This window comes from Gimesia sp., from assembly GCF_040219335.1.
Taxonomy (GTDB): Bacteria; Planctomycetota; Planctomycetia; order Planctomycetales; family Planctomycetaceae; genus Gimesia.
In genome coordinates, this window is sequence record NZ_JAVJSQ010000029.1 from 139207 (window position 1) to 156616 (window position 17410).

Consider the following 17410-nt stretch of genomic DNA (forward strand, 5'->3'; position numbering starts at 1 on the left):
AACGTAGTCAGCTGCGGAATGTTCGTTGTCGGACATTCCGGGCTGATCTACGATAGGGACTGGTGGGGCTGTTCCCCGCGAAAAGAAATAGAAACAGACACTGATATGAAACATCAATTCGAATTGAAACTGATCCTGTTGTTACTGATGCTGGCCTGGTTGGTGGGTTGTGGTACGCAGGAAGCGGGGTCGGTTGCATCACAGACAGAGCAGGGGGTGCCGGCACCTGCGTCTGAGCTGCCGGCTGCTTCGGAAGAGGCTGCAGTCGACGTTGTTGCGGAGACGCAGTCGTTCCCGGTGACGGTGAAAGATTACCAGGGGCGGGATGTCACGCTGGCGAAACAGCCGCGGCGGATTATTTCGCTGCTTCCCTCGCATACGGAGACGCTGTTTGCGCTGGGGGCGGGTGAGCAGATGGTGGGCTGCACGTCGCTGTGCAATTATCCACAGGAGACAGAGGAACTGAAACAGATAGCGCTGGCGAACCCGGGCAGCATCAGCCTGGAAGCGCTGGTGGAGTTACAGCCGGACCTGATAGTAACCGGCGGGGATTATCATCGGCAACTGGCGGCGCAACTGGAGACACTTAAGATTCCGGTGCTGGCCCTGGAGTCGCAGTCGGTAGCGGATATCGAAAAAGCGATGCTGGGAATCGGGCAGGCGACCGGGCATTCTCGACAGGGGCAAAAGTTGATCGCCCGGTTGAAGGATGAGATCGCTGGAGTACAGAAACAGATCAAACCGTTTCAGAAAGAGGAGCGGCCCCAAGTTTTTTACCGGGTCTGGGATCAGCCGTTGATGACCGCCGGCCCGCATTCGTTTATCGGCGAGTTGATCACGCTGGCCGGGGGAGAGAATGTGTTTGCGGATGTGGAACCTGCTTATCCCCAGGTGAGTGAAGAGACCCTGATTCTGCGCAACCCGGACGTGATTGTACTACCACGGATGAAAGCGGGGCCCAGCGACGCGCGTGAGGTGGTTGAGAAGCTGCGTCAACGTCCGGGGTGGTCGGACATGGCTGCGGTGAAAGAGGGACGCGTGTATCTGATTGAAGACGATGTGATTTCCCGGCCCGGTCCGCGGGTGGTGCAGGGACTTCAAAAACTGGCACAGGCGTTGTACCCTGAGGCATTTCCCCATCCTTAAGCTTGAGAGTGGATTCTGCAGGTGAGACCCACGCAACCCCGTTTTGCTGTCTGGCGGATACTCCCGTTTTGGGGAGGGCTGCTGCTGGCGCTGCTGGTGGGGATTCATTTTGGTGCGGTGAAGTTGTCGCTGTCCGAGATCTGGCAGGGTCTGACAGGGGCCGCAGCCGGCGCGCAGATCGAGACGATTTTATGGCAGATCCGCCTGCCGCGAGTGGTGCTGGCAGCTTGTGTCGGTGCCGGGCTGGCGATTGCGGGCGCTGCGTTTCAGGGAGTGTTTCGGAATCCGCTGGCCGATCCGTTTGTGATCGGTGCTTCAAGCGGTGCCGCGTTGGGGGCGACACTGGCTTTGCTCTGTCTGGCGGGAAGTGTGACGGTCATCACGAGCACCGGTCAGGTACCCTGGCTGATCCTGGCGGCGTTTGGCGGGGCGATGCTGATTGTCGGGGCTGTGTTTGTGATTGCCTCACTCAGTAAATTGGGACGAAGTGCGCCGCTGTTGACGTTGATTCTGGCGGGGATGGCACTCAGCAGTTTTACCGGAGCGCTGGTTTCGCTGATCATGTTTCTGAATCATGAGATGCTGAATACCATTTTCAACTGGCTGCTGGGGAGCTTTTCCGGCAGACACTGGAATGAAATTGCGATTGCCGGTCCGGTGATCCTGGTGAGCGGCGGACTGTTATGGATGTTGTCGCGACCATTGGACCTGTTGTCATTCGGGGATGAGACGGCGATGTCACTGGGGCTGCCGAGCGGCAAGGTGCGGTTATTGATTTTAGCGGCGGCCACATTGTGTACGGCGGCCTGTGTGTCGGTGTCGGGGGTGATCGGCTTTCTGGGACTGATGGCACCACACATGACGCGTATTCTTCTGGGCCCTAGACACGGACTGTTGATTCCGGGCAGTGCGTTACTCGGGGCGACACTACTGGTGATTGCCGACACGCTGGCGCGGACCGTGATTGCGCCGACGGAGATTCCGGTGGGTGTGGTGACTGCCTTGATGGGCTGTCCGTTTTTTCTGTTCCTGCTGATCAGCCGCGGCCGACAGACGATGTGAAAGGTCTCCCATGCCTGAAATTCAACTGGAGAATGTGACGTGCGGCTATCCCAACCAGGAAGTTCTGCACCAGGTATCACTGGCAGTGGAGCCGGGTAAGGTGCTGGTGCTGCTGGGACCCAACGGGTCGGGGAAGACGACGCTGCTGCGTGCGCTGTTTCAATTGATCGTGGTGCAGAAGGGGACGATTCTGGTGGAAGGACAGGATGTGCAGCGACTGTCTCGACGGGAGATGGCCCAGAAACTGGCACTGGCACCACAGCTGGAGATGCCTCAGTGGCCGATGACAATTGAAGAAACCGTGCAACTGGGACGCTCGGCGCATCGAGGCTGGGTGCAGCCGTTTAGCGGAGAAGATGCGGAGCATGTCGAAACGGCGCTGGCGCAGACTGGATTGACAGAACTGCGGGGGAAGAAGATTACCGAGATCTCCGGCGGGGAATGGCGGCGGACCCTGATTGCCCGGGCGCTGGTGCAGCAGACGAAGGTGCTCTGCCTGGATGAGCCAACAACGGGCCTCGATCTGAAATACCAGGTGGAGGTGCTGTCACTGATTCGCGATCTGGCACACGAGCGGGAGTTGACGGTGCTGCTGACCATTCACGATCTGAATCTGGCCAGCTGTTTTGCCGACCAGATTGTGCTGCTGGCCGGGGGCGAGATTGCTGCGTTGGGAACCGCGGCGGAGGTATTAACGGAAGCACGTTTGAGCGAGGTCTATCAGACCCGGGTCAAGGTTGTGCCCCATCCGGAATACCAGACGCCGCTGGTGGTTCCCCTGCTGTGAGCGAGATGCACGTCACAGATCAGCTGGTGACATAGCTGTCACAGACCTGGACTTTAGCCCAGGAGGCTTTGTTCTCTTCGATGAATTTCAGGTGATCGGGAGCGGTCTGGTAGATATCGTGCGATTCCTTGTTGTCGAAAACCACGTTCAGCGCGACGTGAAATTCCTGATTATTCACTTCCCGCTGGAACTCGGGGCCACGCTGGCCGGCGGAAAAATAGACGACGCCGGGATGGTCTTTGAGATATTTATGACAGGCGTCCACCATGGTCTGGATCGCTTCGGGAGAGCCGTCATTGAGGGTGAAATAGACCATATGAGCCAGTTGTGTGTCTGCCATGGGGGTTCCTTTGCGGGTTTTCTAGTGTTCTAAGTGTAGAAATAGAATGATGTTAGGTGCGAGCAAGGCGGTCCTGCCCGGATTCAATCTTCCTATCTTCTCAAAAACGGGGGTAAATGTCACCGGTACCGAGAGTGAATGAATTTTGGAATTCCGGAAATTTAAAATAAAGCGACTTTAACGATTATGCCGATAAAGAAGAACGGTGGGTAGTTCGTTCGGGGACCTCATTCGGGGAACCCATGTTTCAGTGAGTCTGAAACAGGAACGAAATCAAGGAGTGCCTTTCAGCACACTTAGTCAAAAAAAGGAGTTTTTCGATGTCCCCCTGGATTCGAAATGTCATTGTAGTCGCATCACTGTTTCTGATTTTTGCTGATAGTAACGAAGCCGACGCGCATCTGTTTCGCAGATTGTTCAACCGTGGTGGCATGGGTTGTTATTATCCGCAGCACAGCCGTTGTGGACATCGTTGTCGCAAACTGGCCCGGCGTTATTTCCGTCGTTGTGCTCCTGTTACTTCCTGCTGCCCGGGCGTGTGTACTCCGCCTCCGCCGCAGATCTGTTACCAGGACATTATCTGCACCGAATATCGTATAATTCCCCAGACACGGAACGTGCCTGTAACGACCTATCGTCAGGTGACCGTGGATGAAGGTGGCTGGCAGCGAGTCTGGGTTCCCAAAATGGTGACCAAACAGATTCCTCAGACCTGCTATCGTCAGGAAACCACTTACGTGCGTCAGCCTTACCAGGTTCGCAAACGGGTTCAGGTGATGGCTCCTCAGTCAACCTGCACGGATTGTGTGAATGGTATGAACGGACTGCCTTCGATGATCAGTCCTTCGCCAACTGTAATTCCTTCTACACCGACACCTGCTCCTTCGACCGTACCGACACCGTCTCCGATGTCTTCTACATCGCTGGATCTGGGAGCCTACCCGACTCTGGCACCAACTGTGACTGCACAGCCGGCTGCTTCCTGGGGAATGGGGGCCACAACTTCATACGCGAGCACTGCCAGTGTGGGGACTTATCCGATCTCTGGTCCGGCTCTGCCTCCCAATCCTGCCATGCTGCAGGTACCACAGCTGACATCAAATTCCGGTTCCGACTGGCAGACGATTCCTTCGCTGAATGCGACTCCGGCGACATCCGCCTATGATGATTCTGCTTCACGGAGTGCTGCCGCGAGAGGGGCTTTCCGTCCTGCACCATCGGCTGCGACCGTCTGGAATACTCCGCGTCGCCAGCCTTTGAACTAATCGTGCGAGCGATCTGAATCCATACTCGAATTCGAACCGGGATCTGTGGCAGACTGCTGCGGATCCCGGTTGTTTTCGTAATTGTGGAGTGCATCCTGTTCACGGCGGTTCATTTTGTAGAAGGCAACGCCGAAGCCGCTGAAGATCATGGCGGGCATGGCGAGCATGAAAGCGATGCTGTACATGTAGGCCCGGGGTTTGCGATCATCGGTTTCGTTCAGCTCTTTGCACATCGGGCAGGCTTGAGCCGGACGAATCAGCGCAGGACTGGAGAACAGACCAAGCAGGGCTGTGGACAGTAAACAGGACCGCAGGAATCGAAATCGTTTGCACATGATGATGAAACTCGGTTAACGGGTACGTCTTCAATACTATCAGGATAACAGACCGGCGGGGCTGTGCCAAATGATTACTGGTTCGATCAGGCAGCTCCGGGAAGATGGTAAAGCATGAAATAGATCACCACGCCCGTGATGGAGACATACAGCCAGATCGGAAATGTGATTTTGGCGATGCGGCGGTGTGCTTCCCACTGCTGTTTGAGTCCGCGGCGGATGGTCATCCAGGCGAGAACAGGCACCGCGGCGGCCAGGACCACGTGGGTGATCAGAATGAAATAATACACGGGGCGAATCAGGCCTTCTCCCTGAAATTTACGGGAGGCATCACCGGTGTAACTCTGCAGGGCAAAGTGGTAGATCAGATAGAAGACCAGGAACAGGACCGATGTACCAAATGCGGTGAGCATCGTTTTCTTGTGTTTCTCCCGTTCCCCTTTGCGGATGAATCCGTAACCGACCATCAGCAGAATCGTGGCCAGTCCGTTCAGGGCCGCGTTGAGGGTAGGGAGTTGCATGACCCAGTCGGGAGCCTGACCTGCTGGGGCTTCTGCGATGACAGTCTCGACGGTTTCCGTTTCGACTTCAACCGGTTCCGTAGGGGCAGCGGGGGCGGATTCGGTTTCGGACTGTGCCAGCAGCAGGGGGAGCAGCAAGGTGCTCAGTGAGATCATACCCGCTTTGGCCGGAGGCTTTGCGACTGGCTTGGGCTCTTCTTTGGCGGAGGCTTCTGCTTTCTTCTTTGAGTCTGTTTTGTCTTTCGATTCTGCTTTAACCAGCTTGCGGACTTCGCGGCGGAGCTCGGCCATTTCGGCGTCGTTGACGGCGTTGAATTTCTGGAGTACGCGGCCATCGGGGCCGACGAGCATCACGTTGGTGGTGTGTATGACTTCAAAGCCAGGCTTACGGGCAGGGCCGACATTTTCCTCCACGGGCATCAGAAAACTTTTTTCGATGAGGTGGAAGATCTCTTTCTGGTCGCCGGTGAGGAAGAGCCATTTCTCGGTATCGGCGCCCATCAGCTCTGCGTACTGAGAGAGGACTTCGGGAGTGTCATGCTTGGGGTCGACGGTAATCGTGACCAGACGGAAGTCGAGGTCTTTGAGATCTTTCTGCAGCTGGTAGAACTGGCCGGAGACGCGGGGGCAGGGACCAGCGCAGCGGGTGAAGACGAAGCAGGCGACCCAGGGTTTTCCCAGCAGGTCTTTCTTCGTGATGGTTTTGCCACTGCGTTCGGTGAGCGTGAAATCTTCGATACCTTCCTTGGGCCAGATAGGACCTTTGACGCTGATTTCTTCGGTCTCTTCTGTATTTTCTTCCGCCTCAGCCTGGGCTGCCTGTTCGGCTTTGCGCTGTTCGAGGGCCAGATCGCTCTGCTGCTTGAGCTGCCAGGTGGCGAAGGCACTGACGGCGACGAGAACCCAGAGTGAAATCGTCAGAATCAGGGGAATGCGGCGGGGAGGTTTGTTTTGTGTTTCAGTCATTTTGAATACTTCAAATCTCGTTTGATGGTCGGTGTGATTCAACGGGCGTTACGGGTGGCTCGTTTCCCGGTCATCCAGATGGCAAGAACTACATAGATTATACACACGACGGCGGTGACGGTCAGGCAGACAATCATCGACGGATTTCCGGGCGCTGTCGGGAGCGTTTCTGCAGACGACAGAATTCGGCGGAGACCGGTGACGCCGTAGGTTAAGGGGTTGGCGCGAATGATCCACGAGAGCCAGCCCGAATCGCCCGCGGGGAAAAAGGAGCCCGAGAGCAGCCACATGGGCATCAGGAAGACCGACATGATGGCATGAAAGCCCTGTGTCGATTCCATGGGCCAGGCGATGAGGTAACCCAGTGCGGTCAGACTGAAGCCGAGCAGGAACAGAAACAGAATCAACGGAATCAGCCCGGCCAGTGTGACACCTGTTTCAAAGTCGGGAGCCAGTCCCACGAGATTCAGTAAAGGTCCCAGGAAAAGGAACAGGACAGCTTGTAAAACGGCCAGAATCGTGCCGCCCAGCAGCTTGCCCAGCACAATCGAGGCACGGGGAACTGGCGCGACGAGTACGCCCTGCAGGAAGCCTTCCTTACGGTCTTCGATGATCGAGATCGTGGAGAAGATGGCAGTGAACATCAAAATCATTACGGCGACGCCGGGGAAGAAGTATTCCTGGTAGGTCATGCCGGCAGGCGCCCAGGCGGGGGCTTGAAACGATCCGCGGAGTCCGGCACCGAAGAGGATCCAGAACAGGACCGGTTGGATCAGGGCTCCGATGACGCGGGTGCGCTGTCTGACAAAACGGACGACTTCGCGATGGGCGAGTGTCAGGATCGGCAGGACAAAGGCAGGCTTGTGGACGGCGGGCATGTTTTGATTCATTCCGATTCCTCCGCCTGCCAGAACTGATGACCAGTTTCGTGGATGAAGACATCTTCCAGTGTCGGCTTGCCGAGGGAAACGGAAGTGACCTGGTCGGGAAAGGCGTCGATCAGATCTTTGAGGAATTCGTGTCCGCGGGTGTGCTCCAGTCGGAGGCTGGCGTTGATGCGCTGCGGAGTAACGCCGAACTTCTCAGTGATAAGTCGGGCGAGTTCATCGGGGTGTTCGGCCTGGATGGTCAGGCAGTCGCCGCCGACCGAGGCCCGCAGTTCATCGGGAGTACCACAGGTGACGAGTTCGCCCCGGTTTAAAATTCCCAGGCGGTCACAGTGTTCTGCTTCTTCCATGAGGTGTGTTGTGATCAGGATGGTGACGCCGTTCTCCTGCTGGAGTTGTTTGAGGTATTTCCAGAGGTCGTGCCGGGCACCGGGGTCGAGGCCGGTACTCGGTTCGTCGAGCAGGAGTACACGGGGAGAGTGCAGCAGGCCTTTGGCGATTTCCACGCGTCGCTTGAGACCGCCCGAGAGGGATTCCGCCAGATCCCCTTTGCGGTCGGTCAGACCCAGGTGGGACAGGGCATTGGCGATGCGGTCCCGCATGAGGGCTCCGGAGATGCCATACAGGTGGGCCTGATGCTTGAGGTTTTCCTGGACCGTGAGTTTGCCGTCGAGGCTGGGTGACTGAAAAGTGACGCCGATCAGGTTACGGATTTCCTGCGACCGGGTGGCCAGGTCGAGCCCCGCGATTTCCGCAGATCCGGCCTGCAGGGGGAGCAGGGTTGAGAGCAGACGAAAGAGTGTGGTTTTTCCGCCGCCGTTCGGACCGAGCAGACCGAAGATTTCACCGGAGTGGACTTCGAAACTGAGCTGGTTCAGGGCGCGGCGTTGCCCGTAATGGTGCGAGATGTCCTGCACGACGATCTGGGACGCGCGGGCGGTTTCCTGCGGGGGCGTGTTACTCAACATGACTCGTTTCGGGCTGGTCGGGCGCAGTGTCGGCTGAGGCCTGCTGTGCCTGTTCCAGGTAATCAATCTGGGGGGCTTCACTGGTGTAATAATGAATGCCGATATCGGGGGTCATGGCGATGGTCAGTCCCATGGCGAGGATGATGGTCGGGCTGAGCAGGACGTATTTCCATTTGCCTTCAAACTTGAGGTGCATGAAGTAGATCAGCACGAACAGCGCTTTGGCACAGGCGACGGCGAGCACGAGGAACGCCAGCAGAATGACACCCTTGATGCCGACCACGTCTTTCTCGCGCAGATCGATGAGGTCGAAAACGATCGAGAGCACGGTGCAGAAGCAGAGGGCGTAGAAGATCTTCGTGTAGATGCTGGAGGCGGGATGAGCTGGTTCTTGGGACATCTTAATTCGGTCTTTCCGAACTTGAAGGAGATCGCTGGATGATCAAAGGATGTAAATCAACGGGAACAGGAAGATCCAGACCAGGTCGACGAAGTGCCAGTAGAGGCCGATATTTTCGACATAGTCATTCCACTTTTCGCAGAGTCGTTTTCCCTGGACGAGGACAATCGCGAACAGGAGCATGCCGATGATGACATGCAGTGCGTGAAAGCCGGTGAGCAGGAAGTAGACGGAAGCGAAAAGGTTGCCATAAATAATGGGTTGCAGATGATGGACGGGGGCCAGGAGAGAACCGTATTCGGGGTTTTCTCGGAGGGTATCCAGGGCTTTGTTCATTTCAGGAACGGTGATCGATTCTTCGAGAGCCTGGTTATTCAGTTTGCGGTATTGACTCTCGAGATCGAAGTAGGCCTGGAGTTCTTTTTTGCGGGCTGCCGGAGTGTCTTCGGCTGAGAGTTCCGTCTGCAGTTGTTGGCGGAGCTCTTCGACCGGGGGCACGATGGCTTCGGTTTTTTCATCGGTGACGCCGGCTTCTTCGACTGATTCGGCGTCTTCGGTGGGTTCGGTTTTTTCCGGGTCCATCACGCCGGACAGGGCGATGGCGCGGTTGTCGACGACCTGCTTCATTTCGCGCATTGATTTGTCGATGGCCATCTGAGGCGTTTCGGGAATGTGTCCGGGGAGAATATCGTATTTGAATTTGCCTGAGTACTCGTAGGATTTGATTCCCAGGAAGAGACAACCCAGGACGAAGGTCAGCAGCAGATATTTGCGTGCCTTGGAGAAGTTTTGGGCCTTCATCCCTTCGAGGGCCATGACGACGAAGTAACTGGAGAGAATCAGGACGAAGGTATTCAGTCCGCCGGCCCAGATCCGCAGGTGGGTCACTTCGGGGTCGGTGGGCCAGCCGGGAGAACCGGCACGCAGGACGATGTAGGCCCCGATGAAGGCGGAAAAGAACATGATCTCGGTCGCCAGAAAGAGCCACATGCCCAGTTTGGAATGTGGAATGGGGAGTCCCATGCGATATTGTGGCGAATTACTTTCGTGACTCATTGTCGTCTTTCACTTTGCTTCGCAGGCAGTTAAACGGTCGTGGTCTTCAAGACAGGGATGCTGAACGTTCTCAGTTAAACAGCTGCAGGCGATCCCAGGTGAGGGTGATCAGCAGCACGGGGAGGTAGATCAGAGAACACCAGATCAGCTCCCGGGCGGTCTTACGGGTTTCATTGCCCAGGAAGCGGATCGAGAAGATCAGGTAAGCGATTCCCAGCACCAGCGCGACGCCGGAATAGACGCTGCCGGCCAGAGAGACGTACTGTGGCAGGAGGCTGACGGGAATCAGGAGGGTGGCATAAATCACGCACATCCAGCCGATCATGCGTGGTCGGGGATCGGCGGCGGGCAACATTTTGAGTCCGGCCTGGTGATACTGATGGCGGTACAGCCAGGCGATCGCCAGGAAGTGCGGGAACTGCCAGAGGAACATGATGGCAAAAATGGAGAAGGACGCAGTATTCAGATTTCCGCCGGCAGCGGTCCACCCCAGGATGGGAGGCATGGCGCCGGGGATGGCTCCGATGGTGGTACAGAACGAGGTACAGCGTTTGAGTGGTGTGTAAACCACAACGTAGAGCACCAGCGTCAGCATCGACAGAAATGCGGTCAGCAGGTTGACCATCAAAGCGAGATAGAAGATACCGGTCAGGGCACAGAGGATGCCGAACACCAGAACTTCGGAGACGGAGAGTCGTCCGGAGGGAAGCGGGCGGCCCGTGGTGCGGGGCATCAGTTGATCGCTCTTGATTTCCAGCAGCTGATTCAGTGAGTTACAGCCTACGGCGACCAGTCCGATGCCGAACAGGGCGTGGATCAGCGGGAGCAGCGACCAGGCATGGGCGCTCCCCAGAGTGTAACCCAGGGCAACGGAGATCAACGCCATTGTCGAAATGCGGGGCTTCGTCAGTTCGAGGTAATCGGCGAGCCGTGCCAGGCTGATGGGCCGGGCTGCAGCTTTCGGTTCTTCAACGGCGATATAAGATTGTTGAGTCGTAGACATTTTCAGGCATTACCTTCAGTCTCAGGTAAGGAATCAGTAGCAGAGAGAGTTTGCTCTGACGAACGATTTTTATTTAACTGGTGCAGCCGGAAGACCCGGACTGAATACAGGGTGGTGGTCATCAGGAACAGAATCCCCGTGATCAGGTGCGCGGTGCGGAACAGCGACTGTTGCAGGGAGCCGGGTTCACCGATAATTCCGGCAGCGGGGAGTCCGAACCGGGTCAGCCAGGCGCCGATGCCGAGCATGATCTGGAAGATTCCCAGATGCAGCATACCCATTGCAGGGCGTTTCAGCCATTTAATTCCGCTCTTGCGGGCCGTGCGGAATTCGATAATCACAAAAACCAGGACCACAAAGGCAAAGCTGATGTGGGGATGCAGGCCGACTTTAAAGTGGCTCAGGAAGCCTCCCAGGAAATACTGAAAGAGGACGACCAGCGGAACCGTAATCGCCAGACGGCGTCCGTAACCCGGGGCAAGCTCGGGAGGATCATTACTGTTTTCGATCCAGCGTTTGCCGGTTGCCATGGTGAGGAATGCCATCAGGGTGAAGACGCAGGCAGCGAACAGTCCGTGTGTCATCGCCAGTCCGACGCTGTTTTCTGTCACCCGTGTACCACCCAAAATGCCTTGAATGATCACGCAGACCAGGACAGCGATCGCAACCTTGCGGATCCATTTTTGCGGCTGCACTTTGAAGGCGACGATCACCAGGATGATGGACAGGAAGCCCACCAGTGTTCCCAGCAGTCGGTGCACGTGCTCAAAAAACTTATCCGTGGGGAGCCCGAAGACGGGGTACGTAAACATATTCTGTCCGTCGGATCCGGGCCAGCCATCGACTGCCATGCCATATCCTTCGGTAGTAACGTGTCCGCCCATAATCATCAGTGGCAGCGTAGCGACGGTGGTCGCCAGTGCGATGCGAAAGAGCCACGGATGGTATTGTTGCTGGTTCATAAAATTGTTTAACACTTCGTTAGCGGGTTAACTGGAAGTTTCCTGATCGTTGTCGGTGTTGTTTTCTGTTTCTGAGTCAGACGGTTTGGGTGGTTCACACTCTTTTTCGGTCTGCAGCAGGAAATCTTTGTCGCCGTTATGCACGGCGTATTCATTGGGCCCATGGAAGATGATGGGCGGTTCGTCAAAGTTGCCGTGAGGCGGTGGAGACGGTGCGGTCCATTCCAGAGTGGTTGCATTCCAGGGGTTCCGACCGGCTTTAGGACCGAAGAACATGCTGTAGAAAATATTGATGAACAGCAGAATCTGGGCCGATCCCATGAGGATGGCCGAGATGGTCATGAACTGGTTCATGGGGAGCAGGTGTTCGAGGTAGCCGTGCAGATAGGGATCGGCATAGCGGCGGGGCATGCCCTGCATTCCCAGGAAGTGCATCGGGAAGAAGGTTCCGTTGGCACCGATGAAGGTCAGCAGGAAGTGCGTTTTGCCCAGTTTTTCGTTCATCATGCGTCCGAACATTTTAGGGAACCAGAACTGGATTCCCGCAAAGACGCCGAACAGCGTGGCACCAAAGAGCACATAGTGGAAGTGGGCCACGATGAAGTAGGTATCGTGGAAGTAGACGTCCACGGGGATTGCCGCCATGAAGATTCCGCTGAGACCGCCGACCACGAACATCGACAGGAAGCCGATACAGTTGAGGGTGACGGTATTGAATTCGACTTTGCCGCCCCAGACGGTGGCGGTCCAGTTGAAGGTTTTCACGGCAGAGGGGAGGGCGATCATCATGGTAGCGACCATGAAGGCCATCCCGACGGCGGGGTTCATACCACTGGTAAACATGTGGTGTCCCCAGACGATGAAGCCCAGGCTGGCGATCGCGGACATGGAGAAAATCATCGGTCGGTAACCGAAGATCGGCTTACGGACCATACAGCTGAGCATATCCGAGATCATGCCCATCACGGGGAGCAACATGATGTAAACAGCAGGGTGCGAATAGAACCAGAACAGGTGCTGCCAGAGCAGGGGCTGTCCCCCGCCGATGGTCGGATCAGCGTTGTTGATGATCAGCCCCGACGGGTAGAAGAAACAGGTACCCAGCAGACGGTCGGTGACCTGCATGAAGCCGCCCGCGGTCAATACGGGCAGAGCGAAGGCTTGCAGAATCGCGGTGATGAACAGACCCCAGATGGTCAGAGGCAGACGGAAGAACGTCATGCCGGGGGCCCGCATGTTGATGATGGTGGTCATGTAGTTGATCGACCCCATCATGGATGAGAAGCCGACAAAGGTGACACCCAGCAGCCAGAGGGTCTGAGCGGTTCCCGATCCGGGAGCTGCCTGGGCCAGGTCGGCCAGAACCGGGTAAGCGGTCCAGCCTGCTGCCGGGCCGCCTGCGTAAGCGAAGCTCATACCGAAACAGATAATGGCGGGCCAGATGAACCAGTAGCTGAGCATATTGAGTTTGGGGAAGGCCATATCGTCGGCACCGATCATCAGCGGGATGAGCAGGTTGCCGAAGGTTCCAGCGAGGATCGGGATAATGACGAGGAAGATCATCACGGTGGCATGCATCGTGAAGAGCATGGTATAGAACTCAGGCGAGATCTGTCCTGCTTCGGCGGAGAAGAGCCAGGGGCCGACGATGGGCATCGATTCCCAGGGGAAGGCGAGCTGCCAGCGGACGGCCAGCGCGAGGGCACCCCCGACGATCAGCATCAGCAGTGTTGTGAACAGGAACTGGATGGCGATGATCTTGTGATCGGTGGAGAAGATATACTTCGTGAAGAAATTACCGGGCGCATGATGTGCCTGAGGCTTCAGGATCGGTTGCAGGCCGGTGGGGGATGGATGCACAACGCTCATTTCTCGGTTGCCTCACTCTCAGAATCATTCTCGTTGGCGGCAATCTTGCCCAGCCCGTCGTAAAACTGCTGTTGGGTGAGATTTTTCAGATAGTTCTGGTAGTCTGCTTCTGATTCCACAATCACGTGGGCTTTCATCTTGTAGTGACCCCAGCCACAGAGTTCGGCACAGACCAGGTCATAGACGCCTTCTTTGTTGGCTTCGAACCAGACCGGGATCTGCAGGCCGGGCAGGGCGTCCTGTTTGATTCGCAGGGCGGGCAGGAAGAACGAGTGCTGAACGTCTTCGCTGCGGAGCTGAATCATGACCGGCTTGCCGAAGGGGACGTGCAGTTCGTTAACCGAATAGAGATCGTCGGCCTGCGGCTTGGGTTGTAGTTTCTTGCCGATGGCGGGGTAACGGAAACGCCATTCGAACTGACGTGCGGTGACTTCCGCGATCGGTGCTTTGACGGCTGCTTCGGGGAAGTATTTCTTGATACGGAAATCGGCCCAGAGGTTCATCTGATACAGGGCGAGGAACAACAGAATCACGCCGGGGATGATGGACCAGATCAGTTCCAGTTTGTGGTTACCGTGGGTGTAGGTAGCCCGTTCGTCGCGATTATTGGAACCACGCCAGAGAGCATAAACGAGTACCGCCTGTGTACCGACGAAAACGACCGCGGTCACGAGCAGGATCAGGTAAAACAGCCCGTCGATGCGGATTCCGAGGTTACTGGCTGCCTGGGCGTTATCGTAGGGAAACGACCAGCCCACCATGGGAGCCATCGCACAGGATACGACAGCCGCCACCGGCCAGAACAGAAAAAATAAACACCATCCTTTACCCACTACAGGTCTCCCCTCTGGTTTTCTGGTTGAGGATATGATTCGTTTTCATTATCAGTCGCTGAAACAGTTGATCCGGTCAGGTTGGGACCTGAACTTATTTGCTGGAATACGGCAGGCTCATCACGTAGTTGACCAGGTCCCACAATTCTTCATCCGAAAGCGGACCACCGAAGGCCGGCATCGGTGTTCCCTTAATGCCGGAATACATTCGTCGGTAAACGTCGATCGGACGGCGTCCACCTCGATAAATGCCGCGGTGCAGATCGCGGGGCGGTAACTGGTTGCCCCAGATGTCGTGCAGTCCGCGGTTGGGATATTTTTCATTCGTGGCCGGATTGGTCCAGAAGTCTTGAGTCGCCGTTCCGTTGCCGCGTCCCTGGAGGCCGTGGCAGGTGGCGCACTTGGTTTTATCGCCGAGGTAGAGTTTACGGCCTCGTTCGCGTGATTCGGGGGTGTCGGGAACCCGTGGGGTTTCGGGCACGACCACGGCGTCTTCCATGTTGGCTTCTTCCCAGGCTTCCGCAACGCTGGAGGTCGCGAATTCGAGTGTGTCCGGGAAGTCGAGTTCCATGTATTCCTTGAGCTCTTCCATGACGTCTTCGCGAGATTCGCCGCCGTCCTCACTGGTTCGTTCGGCGACCACTTCCTTGGAATAGTCGAAGAAGAGTTCATCGACGATTTTCTTTTCGGTTTCTCCGCGAATGGAAAGCCAGACGACGTAGTTTACGATTGCGGAGACTTCATCTTCTGTGAGCAGTTTGAAGGAGGGCATATAGGTGCCCGCGATACCTTCTTTGACAGTGCGTTCCAAGTCGGCATTCTGTGCTTTGGCCGTTGGTTTGGTCGACGTGTATTTGTAGATGCCCTGGCGGAAATCGCGGGGCGGAGGATTCAGGTAGCGTGAGGTCGGCCCGGTGCCTTCACCGCTCATGCCGTGACAGTGCATGCAGTGGCGATTGTAGAGATCGCGACCGAACTGCAGCCGCGTGCATTCCACCAGAAAGGTGTCTCCGGGCTGGGGCTCGATGTCTGCGGTCTTGTCCACGGCGATGGTGCCGGTTTCGTAGTTGTATTCTTTGATGCGGGAGATCTGTCCCTGTCCCTTGCCCGAGGTCCATTCCAGGGGGAGCCCCAGCAGCTTGGGGTAAGCGTCCTGCAGGCCTTCGACCTGGAAGCGGATTAATTTCTCGTCGCCGGAGCTGGACTGGACGGTTTTGACGGAGCCTTCAACGTCGCCGAAGTCGGTGGGGAGCCCTTCAAACTGAGTGAGTTCAAAGGGATTGCCAAACTGTCTGACCAATGCTTCTTTCACCGGTTTGGCGGCTTCCGGAACGAGTTCGTTGGTCTTTTCGGAAAAGACGAAGTTGACCTGAGGCTGTTCGCACCCGGTCAGACTGAACAACGGAAAGAGGAGCAACAAGCTTAGACGACTTAACCCAAATCTCACAGAAGTGAATCCTCACTTTATATTATAAGACTGATTTCTGTTCGGGTAACACTCGGGGGTAACCCCGTCTGCTCACGGATCCCGATAATCCGCTAGCGAAGCAGCCACACTGATGGTCTTCAAGTTCTATGAAAATACCCGGTTGAGCGGCTTAAGACCGCCATCATGTCTCAGACAGGTTTGCTTGCGCGGGGTGGGAGGTCTTGCGACCTGATTACCTTAGTAATTCTGGCGATGCCCAGACGTTCTGACAACCAGCGAATCCGTGTAGAGGGTCTTTTCTCACAAGCAGGAAGGTCATTTCGTCGCTGGTCCCAATCGCGGGAATCACAGCTGTAATATGGTATTTTCTTTGCCTGGCTTTTTCAATCGGCACGGCCTGTCGTTTCCTGAGGAACCAGTGTAAACTGTAGGATCGGCGGTCTCGGGCGAGACTTCCGCTGATTCCTGCATGCATAGAGTCTGACTGAGTTTAAGTGACGCGTTCTCTCTCCCTGTTGTCCACATATCAGTGGAAGTAGATGGGCCGGAATGGGCAACCCGCAAACGGAACTGATTCGAGAATTTGATCGCCTGATCCGCCGGGATCCGGGCAAACGGGGGCTCATTGATTCGGAAGCCCGGTTTGGGCCTTTGTGCACTGATCATTTACTCCGTGCCGCCCAGGACCTGGTGCAGGCAGGCACCCATGTCGCGATTACCACCGGTTTTTATATTCCCGCTGCGGAAATCCCGTCTGCAGAGACGGATGGCCCGCCGGGATCGATTCTGCTGGCGATGGTACTGCAGGAGTGTGGCATTCAGACATCCATTGTCACTGATGCGTTGTGTGCGCCCGTGGTGGCAGCGACGGCGCGGGCATTTGCTTATCCGGAGAGCCAGATCGATGTAATAAAGGGGGATGACCCCGACTGGGTGACCCGGTTTTATGCGACCCGGAAGGTCAGCCATCTGGTAGCGGTGGAACGGGTCGGCCCCAGCCATACCCCGGACTCCTGGGGCCGACAGGAGCGGGTGGCTGGTTTGGAGCCGACCGCATTTCACGAAAAAGTCCCCTGCGACCACCATGATCGCTGTCACAACATGCGGGGAGAGATCATTGATTCTCATACGGCGCCTCTGCACCAGCTGTTTGAACGACTGACCGATTTTTTTCCGGAAGCGAAGTCGATCGGGGTCGGAGATGGCGGAAATGAGATCGGGATGGGGGCGATTGCCTGGGAAGAACTGGCCCGCCGGATCGCTTCGGCGCATGCGGGATTGATTCCGTGCCGGGTGGCTACGGACTGGAACATCGTGGCGGGAACGAGTAACTGGGGGGCGTTGGCCCTGGCGGCGTCGGTCGCGTTGTTAAAAGATCGGAGTGCGACCCTGTTTCGCTGGCAGCAGGAGGAACAGTTGCGGATTCTGGAAGTGATGGTCCGTGAAGCGAATGCCGTCGATGGTGTGACCCGTCAACGGGAAGCGACGGTGGACGGGCTCCCCTTTCTGACTTACATGCAGCCCTGGGAGGGGATTCTCTCATTTCTGGCCCGCTGATTTCTGCTTTTCTGCGTAAGACAA

At 56.5% G+C, this 17410-nt stretch carries 17 protein-coding genes; 5 read left to right on the forward strand and 12 right to left on the reverse strand.

Translation table 11 applies throughout. The features are described from left to right. The first annotated feature begins 105 nt into the window (after positions 1-105). Genes RID21_RS22470 through RID21_RS22480 form a run of 3 tightly spaced genes read left to right on the forward strand, consistent with a single transcriptional unit; the run spans position 106 to position 2995 of the window. The gene (locus RID21_RS22470) at positions 106-1146 is read left to right on the forward strand and encodes an ABC transporter substrate-binding protein (RefSeq protein ID WP_350192788.1); all 1041 of its coding nucleotides are present in this window, start codon (positions 106-108) and stop codon (positions 1144-1146) included. Between the two features lie 21 nt (positions 1147-1167). Further along, the gene (locus RID21_RS22475; RefSeq protein WP_350192790.1) at positions 1168-2208 is read left to right on the forward strand and encodes a FecCD family ABC transporter permease; all 1041 of its coding nucleotides are present in this window, start codon (positions 1168-1170) and stop codon (positions 2206-2208) included. 10 nt (positions 2209-2218) lie between these two features. Then, on the forward strand, positions 2219-2995 hold the full coding sequence (locus tag RID21_RS22480) for an ABC transporter ATP-binding protein (RefSeq protein ID WP_350192792.1): 777 nt from the start codon (positions 2219-2221) through the stop codon (positions 2993-2995). A 19-nt stretch (positions 2996-3014) separates the two neighbouring features. Here RID21_RS22480 and RID21_RS22485 read toward each other — a convergent pair whose 3' ends face one another. Beyond that, the gene (locus RID21_RS22485; protein ID WP_350192794.1) at positions 3015-3335 is read right to left on the reverse strand and encodes a Dabb family protein; all 321 of its coding nucleotides are present in this window, start codon (positions 3333-3335) and stop codon (positions 3015-3017) included. Between the two features lie 320 nt (positions 3336-3655). Here RID21_RS22485 and RID21_RS22490 point away from each other — a divergent pair, with 320 nt between their 5' ends. Continuing rightward, positions 3656-4600 carry a hypothetical protein gene (locus tag RID21_RS22490; RefSeq protein ID WP_350192796.1) on the forward strand — a complete coding sequence of 315 codons (945 nt, stop codon included), beginning with the start codon at positions 3656-3658 and terminating at the stop codon, positions 4598-4600. Here the strand turns inward: RID21_RS22490 and RID21_RS22495 are convergent. The 11 genes from RID21_RS22495 to RID21_RS22545 all read right to left on the reverse strand — a co-directional run bounded on the left by RID21_RS22495 (position 4597) and on the right by RID21_RS22545 (position 15847). Next, a complete protein-coding gene (locus RID21_RS22495; RefSeq protein WP_350192798.1) occupies positions 4597-4935 on the reverse strand; it encodes a hypothetical protein in 339 nt (112 codons plus the stop codon). The genes RID21_RS22490 and RID21_RS22495 overlap by 4 nt on opposite strands. 86 nt (positions 4936-5021) lie before the next feature. Beyond that, positions 5022-6422 carry a DUF420 domain-containing protein gene (locus RID21_RS22500; RefSeq protein ID WP_350192800.1) on the reverse strand — a complete coding sequence of 467 codons (1401 nt, stop codon included), beginning with the start codon at positions 6420-6422 and terminating at the stop codon, positions 5022-5024. Between the two features lie 38 nt (positions 6423-6460). Then, the gene (locus RID21_RS22505; protein WP_232102129.1) at positions 6461-7312 is read right to left on the reverse strand and encodes an ABC transporter permease; all 852 of its coding nucleotides are present in this window, start codon (positions 7310-7312) and stop codon (positions 6461-6463) included. Further along, positions 7309-8277 carry an ABC transporter ATP-binding protein gene (locus RID21_RS22510; protein WP_350192802.1) on the reverse strand — a complete coding sequence of 323 codons (969 nt, stop codon included), beginning with the start codon at positions 8275-8277 and terminating at the stop codon, positions 7309-7311. Before RID21_RS22510 ends, RID21_RS22505 begins: the two co-directional genes overlap by 4 nt. Next, positions 8267-8677 carry a cytochrome C oxidase subunit IV family protein gene (locus tag RID21_RS22515; RefSeq protein ID WP_145439149.1) on the reverse strand — a complete coding sequence of 137 codons (411 nt, stop codon included), beginning with the start codon at positions 8675-8677 and terminating at the stop codon, positions 8267-8269. The genes RID21_RS22510 and RID21_RS22515 overlap by 11 nt, the downstream gene beginning before the upstream one ends. 42 nt (positions 8678-8719) lie before the next feature. Continuing rightward, entirely contained in the window at positions 8720-9733 is a 1014-nt protein-coding gene (locus RID21_RS22520; RefSeq protein WP_350192804.1) for a cytochrome c oxidase subunit 3, read from the reverse strand. 70 nt (positions 9734-9803) lie between these two features. Beyond that, positions 9804-10736, reverse strand: coding sequence for a heme o synthase (gene cyoE, locus RID21_RS22525; RefSeq protein WP_350192806.1), 933 nt, complete (start codon positions 10734-10736; stop codon positions 9804-9806). 2 nt (positions 10737-10738) lie between these two features. Further along, positions 10739-11698, reverse strand: coding sequence for a COX15/CtaA family protein (locus RID21_RS22530; RefSeq protein ID WP_350192808.1), 960 nt, complete (start codon positions 11696-11698; stop codon positions 10739-10741). A gap of 27 nt (positions 11699-11725) precedes the next feature. Next, positions 11726-13567, reverse strand: a complete 1842-nt coding sequence (locus tag RID21_RS22535; RefSeq protein ID WP_350192810.1) for a cytochrome c oxidase subunit I — start codon at positions 13565-13567, stop codon at positions 11726-11728. Beyond that, positions 13564-14400 (reverse strand): cytochrome c oxidase subunit II, encoded by an 837-nt coding sequence (gene coxB / locus RID21_RS22540; RefSeq protein ID WP_350192812.1) that lies wholly within the window; start codon positions 14398-14400, stop codon positions 13564-13566. Before coxB ends, RID21_RS22535 begins: the two co-directional genes overlap by 4 nt. A 94-nt stretch (positions 14401-14494) precedes the next feature. After that, positions 14495-15847, reverse strand: a complete 1353-nt coding sequence (locus RID21_RS22545) for a cytochrome c (RefSeq protein ID WP_350192814.1) — start codon at positions 15845-15847, stop codon at positions 14495-14497. A gap of 531 nt (positions 15848-16378) precedes the next feature. Here RID21_RS22545 and RID21_RS22550 point away from each other — a divergent pair. Further along, positions 16379-17386, forward strand: a complete 1008-nt coding sequence (locus RID21_RS22550) for a glutamate cyclase domain-containing protein (protein ID WP_350192816.1) — start codon at positions 16379-16381, stop codon at positions 17384-17386. The last annotated feature ends 24 nt before the right edge of the window (positions 17387-17410 follow it).

Coding starts and splice junctions, on each gene's coding strand:
- RID21_RS22470 (WP_350192788.1), top strand. CDS start 106: ATGAAACATCAATTCGAATTGAAACTGATCCTGTTGTTACTGATGCTG.
- RID21_RS22480 (WP_350192792.1), top strand. CDS start 2,219: ATGCCTGAAATTCAACTGGAGAATGTGACGTGCGGCTATCCCAACCAG.
- RID21_RS22485 (WP_350192794.1), bottom strand. CDS start 3,335: ATGGCAGACACACAACTGGCTCATATGGTCTATTTCACCCTCAATGAC.
- RID21_RS22490 (WP_350192796.1), top strand. CDS start 3,656: ATGTCCCCCTGGATTCGAAATGTCATTGTAGTCGCATCACTGTTTCTG.
- RID21_RS22495 (WP_350192798.1), bottom strand. CDS start 4,935: ATGTGCAAACGATTTCGATTCCTGCGGTCCTGTTTACTGTCCACAGCC.
- RID21_RS22500 (WP_350192800.1), bottom strand. CDS start 6,422: ATGACTGAAACACAAAACAAACCTCCCCGCCGCATTCCCCTGATTCTG.
- RID21_RS22505 (WP_232102129.1), bottom strand. CDS start 7,312: ATGAATCAAAACATGCCCGCCGTCCACAAGCCTGCCTTTGTCCTGCCG.
- RID21_RS22510 (WP_350192802.1), bottom strand. CDS start 8,277: ATGTTGAGTAACACGCCCCCGCAGGAAACCGCCCGCGCGTCCCAGATC.
- RID21_RS22515 (WP_145439149.1), bottom strand. CDS start 8,677: ATGTCCCAAGAACCAGCTCATCCCGCCTCCAGCATCTACACGAAGATC.
- RID21_RS22520 (WP_350192804.1), bottom strand. CDS start 9,733: ATGAGTCACGAAAGTAATTCGCCACAATATCGCATGGGACTCCCCATT.
- cyoE (WP_350192806.1), bottom strand. CDS start 10,736: ATGTCTACGACTCAACAATCTTATATCGCCGTTGAAGAACCGAAAGCT.
- RID21_RS22530 (WP_350192808.1), bottom strand. CDS start 11,698: ATGAACCAGCAACAATACCATCCGTGGCTCTTTCGCATCGCACTGGCG.
- RID21_RS22535 (WP_350192810.1), bottom strand. CDS start 13,567: ATGAGCGTTGTGCATCCATCCCCCACCGGCCTGCAACCGATCCTGAAG.
- RID21_RS22550 (WP_350192816.1), top strand. CDS start 16,379: ATGGGCAACCCGCAAACGGAACTGATTCGAGAATTTGATCGCCTGATC.